The sequence below is a fragment of the Mycobacterium sp. genome, from assembly GCF_965229105.1.
In the GTDB taxonomy this organism is placed as follows: Bacteria; Actinomycetota; Actinomycetes; order Mycobacteriales; family Mycobacteriaceae; genus Mycobacterium.
Genome location: NZ_OZ245858.1, coordinates 3,844,714 through 3,857,197 on the forward strand (window position 1 = coordinate 3,844,714; position 12,484 = coordinate 3,857,197).

At 65.4% G+C, this 12,484-nt stretch carries 12 protein-coding genes; all 12 read left to right on the forward strand.

What is annotated here, in order from left to right; genetic code table 11:
• Nucleotides 1–27: 27 nt before the first annotated feature.
• Genes ADBZ9O_RS17875 through ADBZ9O_RS17930 form a run of 12 tightly spaced genes read left to right on the forward strand, consistent with a single transcriptional unit; the run spans nt 28 to nt 12,481 of the window.
• A complete protein-coding gene (locus ADBZ9O_RS17875) occupies nt 28–2,007 on the forward strand; it encodes a dipeptide ABC transporter ATP-binding protein (protein WP_526524138.1) in 1,980 nt (659 codons plus the stop codon).
• Nucleotides 2,007–2,876 carry an ABC transporter permease gene (locus ADBZ9O_RS17880; protein WP_526524140.1) on the forward strand — a complete coding sequence of 290 codons (870 nt, stop codon included), beginning with the start codon at nt 2,007–2,009 and terminating at the stop codon, nt 2,874–2,876. Before ADBZ9O_RS17875 ends, ADBZ9O_RS17880 begins: the two co-directional genes overlap by 1 nt.
• An 8-nt stretch (nt 2,877–2,884) precedes the next feature.
• Nucleotides 2,885–3,883, forward strand: coding sequence for an ABC transporter permease (locus ADBZ9O_RS17885; protein ID WP_526524142.1), 999 nt, complete (start codon nt 2,885–2,887; stop codon nt 3,881–3,883).
• A 44-nt stretch (nt 3,884–3,927) separates the two neighbouring features.
• Complete coding sequence (locus ADBZ9O_RS17890) at nt 3,928–4,557, forward strand: cysteine hydrolase family protein (RefSeq protein WP_526524144.1); 630 nt, start codon at nt 3,928–3,930, stop codon at nt 4,555–4,557.
• Entirely contained in the window at nt 4,554–6,146 is a 1,593-nt protein-coding gene (locus tag ADBZ9O_RS17895) for an ABC transporter substrate-binding protein (protein ID WP_526524146.1), read from the forward strand. Before ADBZ9O_RS17890 ends, ADBZ9O_RS17895 begins: the two co-directional genes overlap by 4 nt.
• A gap of 2 nt (nt 6,147–6,148) precedes the next feature.
• Nucleotides 6,149–6,985 carry an N-acyl homoserine lactonase family protein gene (locus ADBZ9O_RS17900; protein WP_526524148.1) on the forward strand — a complete coding sequence of 279 codons (837 nt, stop codon included), beginning with the start codon at nt 6,149–6,151 and terminating at the stop codon, nt 6,983–6,985.
• Nucleotides 6,982–8,289, forward strand: a complete 1,308-nt coding sequence (gene allB, locus ADBZ9O_RS17905; RefSeq protein ID WP_526524150.1) for an allantoinase AllB — start codon at nt 6,982–6,984, stop codon at nt 8,287–8,289. The genes ADBZ9O_RS17900 and allB overlap by 4 nt, the downstream gene beginning before the upstream one ends.
• A complete protein-coding gene (locus ADBZ9O_RS17910; RefSeq protein ID WP_526524152.1) occupies nt 8,286–9,038 on the forward strand; it encodes an aspartate/glutamate racemase family protein in 753 nt (250 codons plus the stop codon). The genes allB and ADBZ9O_RS17910 overlap by 4 nt, the downstream gene beginning before the upstream one ends.
• Nucleotides 9,035–10,069: an allantoicase gene (gene alc, locus ADBZ9O_RS17915; RefSeq protein WP_526524154.1), complete on the forward strand. Its 1,035-nt coding sequence runs from the start codon at nt 9,035–9,037 to the stop codon at nt 10,067–10,069. Before ADBZ9O_RS17910 ends, alc begins: the two co-directional genes overlap by 4 nt.
• Complete coding sequence (locus tag ADBZ9O_RS17920; protein WP_526524156.1) at nt 10,066–10,674, forward strand: hypothetical protein; 609 nt, start codon at nt 10,066–10,068, stop codon at nt 10,672–10,674. The genes alc and ADBZ9O_RS17920 overlap by 4 nt, the downstream gene beginning before the upstream one ends.
• Nucleotides 10,671–11,708: an isopenicillin N synthase family dioxygenase gene (locus ADBZ9O_RS17925; protein WP_526524158.1), complete on the forward strand. Its 1,038-nt coding sequence runs from the start codon at nt 10,671–10,673 to the stop codon at nt 11,706–11,708. The genes ADBZ9O_RS17920 and ADBZ9O_RS17925 overlap by 4 nt, the downstream gene beginning before the upstream one ends.
• A 32-nt stretch (nt 11,709–11,740) precedes the next feature.
• The gene (locus ADBZ9O_RS17930; protein ID WP_526524160.1) at nt 11,741–12,481 is read left to right on the forward strand and encodes an MBL fold metallo-hydrolase; all 741 of its coding nucleotides are present in this window, start codon (nt 11,741–11,743) and stop codon (nt 12,479–12,481) included.
• Nucleotides 12,482–12,484: the final 3 nt, after the last annotated feature.

The following is a 12,484-nucleotide window of genomic DNA, read 5'->3' on the forward strand; positions in this document are numbered from 1 at the left end:
CAAACGAGTCGTCGGAGAAGGATTGGCATGGCGATAGGACTCGGGCTCTCCGAAGTCGACGCGCAGCGACGCTCCCCGAACACAGACGGGGATCCCGTCGCCAGCGTGGGCGATCTGTCTGTGACGTTCCAGCGCAACGGTAAGAACGTCCACGCCCTGCGTGGGGTCTCGCTGTCGATCGCGCCGGGGGAGATCCTCGGCCTGGTCGGCGAGTCCGGCTCCGGGAAGAGCGTTCTCGGCTTCAGCATGCTCGGGCTGTTGCCCGCACACACCGATATCCGCGGCACCGTCCGAGTCGCCGGTTCGGACATGGTCAAGGGCGAACCCAAGGCGCTGCGCAAGGTTCGGCGCCTCGATCTCGGCGCCATCTTCCAGGACCCGATGACATCGCTGAACCCGACGATGCGGATCGGCAAGCAGGTCGAAGAGGCCGCGGGCAGCGAGGACGAAGCCCTGCGCCTGCTGACCGCCGTCGGCATCCCCGATCCCAAACGCCGCCTGCGGGCATATCCGCACGAACTGTCCGGAGGTCTGCGCCAACGCGTGATGATCGCGATCGCCATCGCCGGCGACCCCGAGCTGATCATCGCCGACGAACCCACCACCGCACTCGATGTCACAGTGCAGGCGCAGGTGCTTCGCCTGCTGGCCCGGCTGCGCGACGAGATCGGGTGCAGCATCGTGCTGATCACCCACGATCTTGGCGTGGCGGCGCAGATCTCGGATCGCATCGCCGTGTTGTACGCCGGCCGGATCGCCGAAATCGGGCCGACGGCAGAGGTTCTCACCGCACCTGGGCACCCGTACACGATTGGGTTGCTGCGTTCGCGTCTCACGCTGGAGACCTCGCGCGATCACCGGCTGGCCGCGTTGGCCGGCACCGTGCCGAGCCCGGTCGCACCACTGCCCGGATGCGCCTTCGAGCCGCGCTGTCTGTTGTCGACACCCGAATGCACGGCCAGCCCGCCGGATCCCATCGCGATCGCGGCGAACCGGGTCAGCGCCTGCATCCTGCCTGCCGATGAAGTGAGTGCCGAACTGGGTTCTCGGTCGACGAACACCGTCGAGCAGTTCCCGTCGACCACCGTGCATGCCGAGGATGAGAAGCCCGCCATCGCCGTCCGCGATGTCACCAAGACGTTCAACGTGGGCCGCCGCGGCAAACTGCATGCGCTACGCGGGGTTTCGCTATCGGTGGCGCAAGGGGAATCCGTTGCCCTGGTCGGCGAGAGCGGGTCGGGCAAGTCCACTCTGTTGCGGGTGATCGCCGATCTGGAGAAGGCGACGACGGGTTCGGTCGTGATGGCCGGTGAGGTCGGCCCGCAGATGGTGTTCCAGGATGCCGGCGCCTCCCTGACCCCATGGCTGTCGGTGGGCGAGCTGATCACCGAGCGTCTGCGGCACACGAAGATGTCGCGCAGCCAACGCAACGACGCCGTCGCCGAGGTGCTGGAGCGCGTCGGGCTGCCGCTGGATATCACCAAATCCCGCGCCGGGCAGCTCTCCGGTGGTCAGCGCCAACGGGTTTCACTGGCCAGAGCCACCGTTGTTCCGCCGTCGGTGCTGCTCTGTGACGAACCGACGTCGGCTCTGGATGTCTCCCTGGCCGCGTCGGTGCTCAACCTGATCGGCGATCTGCGCCGCACCCTGGATATGTCGGTGGTTTTCGTCACCCACGACCTGTCGGTGGCTCGCGTGGTGGCCGACCGGGTGGCCGTCATGTACCTAGGGCGGATCGTCGAGATCGGCCCTGCCGACGACGTGATCGCCCGCCCTACGCACCCCTACACCCAAGCCCTGGTGGACTCGATCCCCGATCTCGGCCGCGAAACCCGGGTGCTGGCAGGTGAACCCGCCAGCGCGCTGACGCCGCCGCCGGGGTGCGCGTTCAACCCGCGGTGCCCGATCGCGATCGACACGTGCGCCGACAGCCAGTTGGACGTGCGACTGGAAGGTGTACCCGGCCATCCCCACCAGGTGGCCTGTATCGAACGGAAGGCGAGCTGATGGCCATTGCGCTCCCCGCCCCCAGCCTGTTGCAGAGCAGACAGCGTCGCCTGCTGGCGTTGCCGAAATCCCGCGCCAATATGCTGAACTGGGCCGGTTTCTCGTTGCTGATCCTGGTCACCCTGATCGCCGTCGCTGTCCCGATCCTGTCGCCGCACGACCCGCTGATCCCGGCGGGAATGCCGCTGCAGGCCCCAGGTAAGAACGGTTTCCTGCTCGGCACCGACAGCATCGGTCGCGATATCTTCAGCCGCGTCCTCTACGGGGTACGCTCCAGCTGGTTCGCCGCACTGGTGGTCGTTGCCGTCGGCGTGCTGATCGGTGGCGTCGTCGGACTGATCGCCGGTGCCACCGGCGGCTGGGTCGACGCCGTGCTGATGCGGATCACCGACGGATTCCTGTCCCTGCCTGCGCCGGTGCTGGCCATCGCGGTGGTGGCCGCCCTCGGACCCGGCTTCCTGCACACCCTGATCGCGGTGTCCATCGTCTGGTGGCCGTTCTATGCCCGGTTGGTCCGCGGCGAGGTGGCCCGGCTGGCGGCCCGACCCCATATCGAGGCCGCCAAGCTGGCCGGGGTGGGGCGGTTGCGACTGATCGCGCGGCACCTGCTGCCCGGCGCGGTGCCCAATACGTTGGTGGCAGCGAGCCTCGATATCGGCACGCTGATCCTGACGCTGGCCGCATTGTCCTTCCTCGGACTCGGTCAGTCAGCTCCCGCTCCCGAGCTGGGTGCCGACGCCGCCAGGAACCTGAGCTACTTCCTGCAGCAGTGGTGGATTCCGGTGATGCCCGGTCTCGGCGTGCTGGTTCTGGCGTTGGTCGGCAATATCGCCGGTGACAGCCTTCGCAACCTGATGAAGACGAGTTGAGGGGCGATATGAAGAAGTTCATTGCCTCCCGGCTCGGTGCCCTGGTCGTCATTCTGATTGCGCTCACCGCGGTGATGTTTGTGCTGCAACATATTTCGCCGCTTGACCCGGTGAAGGCGCAGATGGGCGCGCAGGCATCGCAGCAAGCGGTGGCCGCCCGGCGCGAAGCGCTCGGTCTGAACGACCCCATCCTGACCCAGTTCTGGCACTATCTGACCGGCGCGGTGCAGGGCAACTTCGGCACGTCATACCGCACCCGGCACGCGGTGGCCTCTGATCTTGGCGACTTCTTTCCGGCCACACTGGAATTGGCGATGTACGGCATCGTCATCGCACTGTTGCTGGCCGTGCTGCTGGCGTTCAGCACCACGCTGAAATGGCGAGGTTCGGCGGCACTGCGCGCGGTGCTGTTCACCGGTGCGTCGGCCCCGATGTTTCTGCTGGGCATCCTCGGGCTGATCATCTTCTACCAAAAACTGGGCTGGGTACCGGCCAACGGGCGCGTCAGCGTGCCCAATCCGCCGACCGGTCCTACCGGGCTGCTCACCGTCGACGGCTTGATCCACGGCAGGTTCGATGTCGTCGGCTCGGCCCTGCACCACCTGATGCTGCCCGCATTCGTCATTGCACTCGGGCCGGCGGTGGCGATCGGCCGGGTGCTGCGATCGAGTCTGCTGACCGACGCCGACAGTGACTACGCGAGAACCGCACGGGCCAAGGGGCTTTCCGAAGGCAACATCATGGCTCGCCACATCCTGCGCAACTGCATCGGCGCGTCGCTGTCGATGACCGGGCTGCAGGTCGGCTTGATGTTCTCCGGTGTGCTGGTAGTCGAGCAGGTCTTCGGCTGGCCGGGGATCGGCCAGTACATCGCCCAGAGCATCCCGGTCGCGGACTTCCCGGCAATCGCCGGGGTGACATTGCTGCTCGGAGCGCTCTACGTCTTCATCAACACCGTCGTGGATCTGCTGCAAGCAGCGGCCGATCCGCGCATCGCCGCCACCTGACTTACTTTCCCGCAATGCTTTTCGATAACCAAGAAGGAGACTCGGTGCCAGTTCAACCCATGATCGTGGGTAACCCCGTACTCGTCGTCGTCGACATGCAGCAAGCCGACGCCATGACACCCGAAGAGGCGGGTATCCCGCTGATGCCGGGTCACGCCGAGCGCGTGAAAATCGCCGAAGAGCTGGTGGCAGCTGCCCGCGCCGCCGGGGTTCCAGTGGTGTTCTTCCAGGAAGTGCACCGGCCCAGCGGCATCGACTTCGGCCGCGAGCTGGACGGCACCGAGGGTGTGCACTGTGTCGAAGGCCATGTGGGCACCGCCCTGGAACCGACGCTGCTGCCGCTGCCCGATGAGTTTCATATCGTCAAACGGCGCTACTCCGGTTTCATCGGAACGGAATTCGACATCGTGCTGCGCGGACTACAGGCCTCGACGCTGATCCTGATCGGCGGGCTGACCGACGTCTGCGTGCACTACACCTTCGCCGACGCCCACCAGCGCGACTACTACGTGCGGGTGGTGACCGACTGCGTCGGCGGCTCATCGCAGGCCCGCCACGACGCGTCGCTGGACGCGATGGAGTACCTGCAGGCCGGCGCCAACCGCACCAGCGAAGAAATCCTGGCCGCATTCGCCGCAATGACCGCCCCCGTACTCGAAGGAGCCACACGATGACCCACTCACCCCGCCGCAAAGGTCTCGCGGCGCTGGCCGCAGGTGCGGCCGTGATGCTCACCCTCGCCGGTTGTGGAGGCGGATCGGATTCCGGCGGCGGCACCCCCAATGCAGCGCCCACCGACAAGACGTTGCATGTGTCGTTCCTGCAGGATCCGGGCCAGCCACCAGACCCGGATATCTTCTACGCCGGCCAGGGCCTGCTGCTGACCACGAACCTCTATGAGGGCCTGCTGCAGTACAAGGGTGGCACCGCGACACCGGAGATCGAACCATTGCTGGCCACGGAGTGGACCAAGTCACCGGATAACAAGGTGTTCACGTTCAAACTGCGCGATGGCGTGAAGTTCCATGACGGCACCCCGTTCACCTCCGATGCGGTCAAGGCGTCGTTCGACCGACGACTGGCGGTCAATCAGGGCCCGGCCTACATGGTCGCCGATGTCGAGTCGGTCACCACCCAGGGACCACTCGATGTGACCATCACCCTGAAGGCGCCGAACTCGGCGTTCCTGGATTACATTGCCGCGCCCTACGGTCCGCGGATGATGAGCCCGGAAGGCCTGAAGAAGAATGCCGGCACCGATAACGCCGAGAACTACCTGACCACCCACGACCTGGGCACCGGGCCGTACACGCTGACCGACGCACAGGTCGGTTCGCACTACGGGATGGCCGCGTTCGGCGACTACTGGGGCGACAAACCGTATTTCGAGACCATCGACATCCCGGTGATCACCGATGCGTCGGCGCAGCAGTTGCAGTTCAACAATGGCCAGATCGCGGCGATCCTGCACGACCTGCCGTCCTCGGCGGTGGAGTCCTACCTCAACGACAGCAAGTACTCGCATTACTCGCTGCCGACGATGATGTCGAACTTCGTCTACGTCAACCCGCACAAGGGGATGATGACCGATCAAGCCAACCGGATGGCAGTGCTGCAGGCGATCGATGTCGACGCGCTGGTGAAGCAGACCTACTTCGGCCGCGGCAAGGTGGCCGACCAGGTGTATCCGGCGAACATGATGGCGCCGGAATTCGCCAAGCAGGACATCACCCACGATCCGTCCAAGTTGACGGCACTGGCCGCCACGTTGCCCGCGGACCAGAAGGAAATCACCGTCGGCTACGACTCCAGTGCACCGGACAGCCAGTTGATCTCCAACCTGATTCAGACCCAGCTGGCGTCCGCGGGGATCACGGCGAAGGTGCAGAGCTACCCGACGTCGGAAATCTTCGGCTGGGTCGGCACCGACGCCCAGTCGGCTCCCGAGATCTACACGGGTACCGGCTGGCCGGATGCACCGTCGCCCTACACCTGGGGTCATATCTCCTGGGACCCCGGCGCAGGCCTGAACTACATGGGCTGCACGTCGCCGCCGATCACCACCGCATTGGCCGAAGGGCTGGTTACCGGTGCACCAGAACCATTCTCGACGGCAGCCATCGAGGCGGCCAAGACAGGGTGCTGGTTGAATATCGCCAACGTCGATGACTTCGTGGTAGCTCAGCCGTGGCTCAAGGGTGTCGAAGAAGCCCACGTCGTCACGAACCCGAACTCGTTGCGGCTCTTCAAGCTGTCGGCCTGACGATGAACCTGCTGCGCTCTGACGGGAAGGTCCGGCGGATCATCCTGCTCACCCTCGGGTGGGAGGAACTGCCGAAATCGGTATCGGTCTATGGTGCGGCCCCCGAGCTCCGGTTACGTGAACCGGTGCCCGGGGTGCTGCTCCAAACCGATGGCGGCTGGATGCTTCTGGACACCGGGTTCAACACCGCACTGGTGCGGGACCCGGCCCTGGCCAGGCGGTTCTACCCGACAGTGGAGTACCGCCCGGTGCTACCTGGGCCGGGGGAGCCGATTGAGGAATCGTTGGCCGAGATCGGGGTGGATATCGACGATATCCACGCCGTCGCGCTGAGCCACCTGCATCACGATCATGCCGGCGGGGTGAAGCTGTTCGCGGGCAAGGTGCCGGTGCATGCTCAGCGGCGCGAGCTCGAGTACGGGTTGGCCAATCACCCTGAGCCCGAACGTCATGCGATTGCCCGGATCGATTTCGACGACCCGAGGATCGACTGGCAACTGGCCGACGGTGAGGCGGAGATCGCTCCTGGGATCACCGCCATCCCCACCTACGGTCACACCGTGGGCCATCAGAGCTTCATGGTGGAACTCGACGCATCGGTAGGAGGTGGGGGGTTCGTGTTTGCGTTCGACGCGGCGGACCTGACCGAGAACATCGAGCACGAACTGCCGATCGGCGGTTACATCGACGTCGATCCCCAAGAGACGGTGGAGCCGATCCGCAAGCTCAAACGCCTCGCCGCCGAGAAGGGATATCAACTGATACCGGGGCACGACCCGCATGTCTGGCCGGAGATGACCAAGCACTTTCATGACCGCTTTAGTCCGGACCACCATTGACCCTGCTAGACACCGTGATCCGCGCCGAGCGCGCGGTGATCGATGGTGAAATCTGTTCGGCGGCGGTAGGTATCGTCGGCGGCGCGATCGGGGTGATCGGTCCGGTCGGCGCGCAATACCGGGCGCGCCACGAGGTGGTGCTGCCGTCGACGGTGGTGCTGATGCCGGGCCTGGTCGACAGCCACGTCCACATCAATGAGCCGGGCACCGACTGGGAAGGCTTTGCCAGTGCCACCTCGGCCGCCGCCGCCGCAGGTATCACCACCCTGGTGGATATGCCGCTGGATTGCGATCCGGTGACCACCAGTGCCGAGGCGTTGGCCATCAAACAGGCAGCGGCGCAGGGCAAGTGCCGCGTCTCCGTCGAGTACTGGGGCGGGGTGGTGCCAGATAACGTCGACAGGCTCGCCGAACTGGCGGAGGCCGGCGTACTCGGCTTCAAATGCTTCCTGGCCGATTCCGGAAACCCCAACTTCCCGGCATTGACGCCCGATGACTTTTATCGGGCGATGACCCGGATCGCCGAACTGGACTCGGTGCTGCTGGTGCATGCCGAAAGTGGTCACACCGTCGCGCAAAGCCCTGCCCCGCAAGGCCGCTCATATTCGTCGTTTCTGCGGTCCCGGCCCGACGCGGTGGAGACCGACGCCGTCGAGTTGGTGATCGAGGCCGCCCGTGCCACCGGGGCCCGCGTCCATATCGTCCACGTGTCCAGCGCCAGAGTGCTGCCGTTGATCGCGGCGGCCAAACGGGAGGGGCTCGCGATCACCGCCGAAACCTGTCCGCACTACCTGACTTTTGCCGCCGACGATATCCCCGACGGCGCCACCGAGTACGCGGCCTCTCCGCCGATCCGCCGCGGTGACAACCGCCAGCAGCTATGGACCGGTCTGGCCACCGGCGTATTGGACATGGTGGTCTCGGATCATTCGCCGTGCGCCCCGGAACTCAAGGGCGACGGCGATTTCGGTCGCGTCTTCGGCGGGATCAGCTCGCTGCAGGTCGGACCCCGGGCGGTGTGGACGCGGGCCAGGATGCGCGGTTTCACCCTGGCCGATGTGTGCCGCTGGATGGCCGCCGCCCCGGCTGCGCTGGCCGGGCTGACGGATCGGGGTCGTATCGCGGTGGGTACCCGCGCAGATTTCTGCTTCTTCGATCCCGATGCGGAGGCTGTGGTGCGGGCCGATGCGTTGAATCACCGCCATCCCATCACCCCCTATGACGGGGTCACGGTGCGCGGTCACGTGATCGCCACCTGGATCGCTGGACTGCCGATCGTCGACGGATTGGGGCAGACAGCATGAAGATCCTGATCCTGAACCCGAACACGTCGACGACGATGACCGACGAGATTGCCGTAGCGGCTCGGCTTGCGGCATTGCCGGGTACTGAGATCACGGTGACGGCACCGGCATTCGGATCCGCAGCCATCGACTCGGCGGCCGAAAGCTATCTCTGCGCGGTGGGTGTGATGGATACCGTCGCCAGGATGCAGGCCGCGGGCACCTTCGATTTCGACGCGGTGATCCTGGCCGGATTCGGTGAGCACGGCAAGGACGCGCTACAGGAAATGCTGTCGGTACCGGTCTTCGATATCGCCGAATGTGCCGCACACATCGCGCATCTGGTGGGTCGGCGGTTCTCGGTGGTCACCACCCTGGCCCGGTCAATCGCACCGATCGAGGATCGCCTGGCGTTGGCCGGCCTGGCCGCGCACTGTGCGTCGATACGGGCCTGCGGTTGGGGTACCGCCGAAGTCGACGCCGACCCAGATGCGGCGGTGGACGCCATTGTCGCCGAGGCTGCTGTGGCGATCAGTCAGGATGGCGCCGATGTGATCGTGCTGGGCTGCGCGGGGATGGCCGGGGTGACCGCGGCGATCTCGACGAAGCTCGGTGTCCCAGCGATCGATGGGGTTGCGGCGGCGGTGGGTTTGGCTCAGACCGTCGTCAACCTGGGGCTGAGCACCAGCAAGGCCGGCGTGTACGCGCCGGGACCAACGAATCCGCGAACCTACTGGCCGCTGTCGAGCGCACTGGGATTGGACCTATGACCGGACACCACGACTGCATCGACCTGGCTGGCCGAGGCCTCGGCGGCAGCGTCATCGCGGCCAGCGACGAATCGTTCGGAATCAAAGAGCGGCTGATCGACCCGAGCGAACCGGCGTTCGTGCCGGGCACCTTTGACCTGCGCGGTGAGGTGGTCGACGGCTGGGAAACACGGCGCCATGCCGGAACTGCCGGGGACTGGGCTGTCATCCGGCTCGGTGTGCCAGGCCGGGTCCGCGCGGTCGACGTCGACACCCGGTACTTCACCGGTAACCATCCCACCGGCTACCGCCTCGACGGGGCGGTGCTCGATCCCGGCGCTGATCCGCTCGAACCGCGTGTCGAATGGTTCCCGTTGGTCGGTGCGACGACATTGAAACCGGACTCGCACAACATCATCGGCGTCTCCGAGACCAGAAGAATCACCCATATCCGGTTGCGACTGGACACCGACGGGGGAGTCGCACGGTTACGGGTGTACGGCGAAGCGGTGCCTGACCCGGCGCTGTGGGCGGATGTCACGATGGAGGTCTCCGGCGTCGAACAGGGCGGACGGGTCGTGTGGTCCAGCGACGGCTTCTACTCCGATGCCCGCGCGTTGATCGCACCGGACCGGCCCAGAAACATGGGCGACGGGTGGGAGGCCCGTCGCAGGCGCGATATCGGCCCGGATACCCATGACGCCGTGACCATCGCGTTCGCAGTGCCGTCGGATCTGCAACGCCTCGAGATCGATACCAGCTGCTATGTCTTCAACGCCTCGCGCGAAGTGTCGGTGCTGGGCAGCCGCGCCCGCCCCGTGGACGGATCTGCCTGGTGGTCAGTGCCTTTCGATGTCCCGGTACTGTCGCGCACGTCGCTGACGGCCGACACCCGCCGGGTCTTCGTCCTGGACAGCGCTGACGCCACCGGGATCACCGCACTACGGATTCAGGCCTACCCTGACGGTGGCATCGCGCGGGTCCGCGCCCTTGGCCGCCCTAGCTCGGACGGGCTGGCCGAACTTCACTCCCGCTGGGCGGCGTCGCTATGACCCGCAGCGCCGAGGTACGGATGACCGAATGCCGGGGACTGTGGCGGCGATCGCTGTTGATCAATGCCGACGGTTCCCGCGATGACAGCGCCGATGTGCGTTGGCTGCAAGGTATTACCGCGTTCGTCGACCTGCGGCAGACCGACCGGGACGGTTTCGCCGGGCGCCTGCGCCAGACCGCAGACATGTTCACCTGGGCCCGTTTCGCTGGACTGCATCCCGAGACATCCCCAGACGAAGGCCGGATGAGCTGGTCGGGTGACACGTTGATCGAGGTCGGCGTGCACGCCGATTACGTCGAACACTGGGTCCTCGACGAGAGCGTCACTGCCGAACCGTGCTGGGCTCTGGGCCTGAGCACGGCAGCCGGAGACGAAGCGCTGCTGCTCCGCGTCGGCGGTCTGTTCGGTTGGGCCGAGCGCGTCGGGACGGCAGTGGAGATCGCGTTGGGCACCGCGGATTCGTGGGTGATCACCGACTCGTCCTTGGCGCACCGGGTGGGAACACAACTTGAACCGCGCCGCGATGGCGGCGAACTCATTGTGGTGGGCGCCGCCTGCCAGCACTGGCAGATCAAAGACAGCGAAGGAAGCGTGACATTGTGAGTGGAGCAACATCTTTCACCTCGGTACCGGTCATCGACATCACGGATCTGAGTTCACCGAACCTGGCCGATCGGCACCGCGTCGCCGCCGACATCGGCCAGGCCGCCCGCGATGTGGGGTTCTTCTACATCCGCGGCGCCGATCTCGACGAGGCGCTGTTGACCGGCCTGCTGGACGCGGCCAAGGAATTCTTTGCGCTGCCGATTGAAGAGAAGATGCGGTCCTATATCGGGCTGTCGCGGTGCCACCGCGGTTATGTGCCCTACGGCGAAGAAGGGTTAAGCGGTGACGTGCCCGACCTCAAAGAGGCCTTCGACACCGCACTCGATCTGCCGGCCGATGATCCCGACTATCTGGCGGGCAATCCCATGCTCGGCCCGAACACCTGGCCGGACATCCCCGGCTTTGCCGAACGTGTGACGGCGTACTACAACGCCATCCTCGCCGTCGGTGATCAGTTGCTGTGGGCATTCGCGGTGGCACTTGGCGAAGATCCGGACACGTTTGCGCAGTACGCCACCAAGACGCCGAGCCAGCTACGGCTGGTGCACTACCCCTATAACCCGGACGCGGTGGATTCCCTTGGTATCGGCGCGCACACCGACTTCGAGTGCTTCACCTTGTTGAAGCCGACAGCTCCGGGTCTGGAGGTGATGAACGGCGCAGGAGAGTGGATCGACGTCCCGCCCATTCCCGGCACCGTCGTCGTCAACGTCGGGGATATGTTGGAAATCTGGACCAACGGCGCGTTCGTCGCCACGTCGCATCGAGTGCGCAAGGTCAAAGAAGAGCGGTTCTCGTTTCCGCTGTTCTTCAACGTTGACTATTACACCGAGGTCAAGCCGTTGCCGCAGTTTGCTTCTCGGGATGGCAAGGATCGGCCTACGCTGCGGGCCGGCGAGCACTTGTTCGCGCAGACCGCCCAGGCGTTCGCCTACCTACGCACCCGGCTCGAAAGTGGCGATCTGACACTGCCTGAGGGTTCGGTGGAATTGAATTCGTTCGGACAGCAGGCGATTCACGCGGGTAATTAATCGCTGGTGCTCGGGCGGGATAGCGTGGGCGCATGTCGCGTCCTGACCTGCTGCAGTTGGCTTCGTCGCTCTACCGACTTCGGATACCCGGCGGTCCCGCTCATCTGCTCAACAGCTACCTGTGGGTCGACGATCACGGTGTGACACTGATCGATACGGGCTGGCCGGACAGCGCTGGATTGATGCTGGAAGCACTGGCCGTGCTGGGAAAACAGCGGCACGACGTCACGAGGATCGTGCTCACCCACTTTCACGAGGACCACGCCGGTTCGGCAGCAGAGATCGCCAGCTGGTCGCCGGCTCAGGTGATTGCCGGTGACGGCGACGCGGCCTATGTGCGGGGCGCAGATCGAGGCCCGCTGGCAGTGTTGACACGCCGGGAGCAGTCCATTCACGCCGGTGCCAGTGAGCCGCCTCATGGTCCGCCGTGCCGGGTGGACCTGGTTGTGGGCGACGGTGACATTCTTGATTTTGCCGGGGGCGCAACCGTTCTGGAGGTACCTGGACATACGCCCGGCAGCATTGCGCTATATCTGCCCGAGGTCGATGCGGTCCTGACGGGCGATGCGGTGGCTGAATTCAACGGTCAGGTGATCCTCGGTGTCTTCAACGTTGATCGACTGGCTGCCACCCGCTCGCTGTCCAAGATTGCGGCAACGGGCGCGCAGATCGCTGGGTTTGGACATGGGGAAGCGGTGCTGCACGACGCCAGTGCGCGCATCGCGTCGGCCATCGATGCCTTCGCCGATGAAAATGTCGGTGGGTCAATCTAGTAT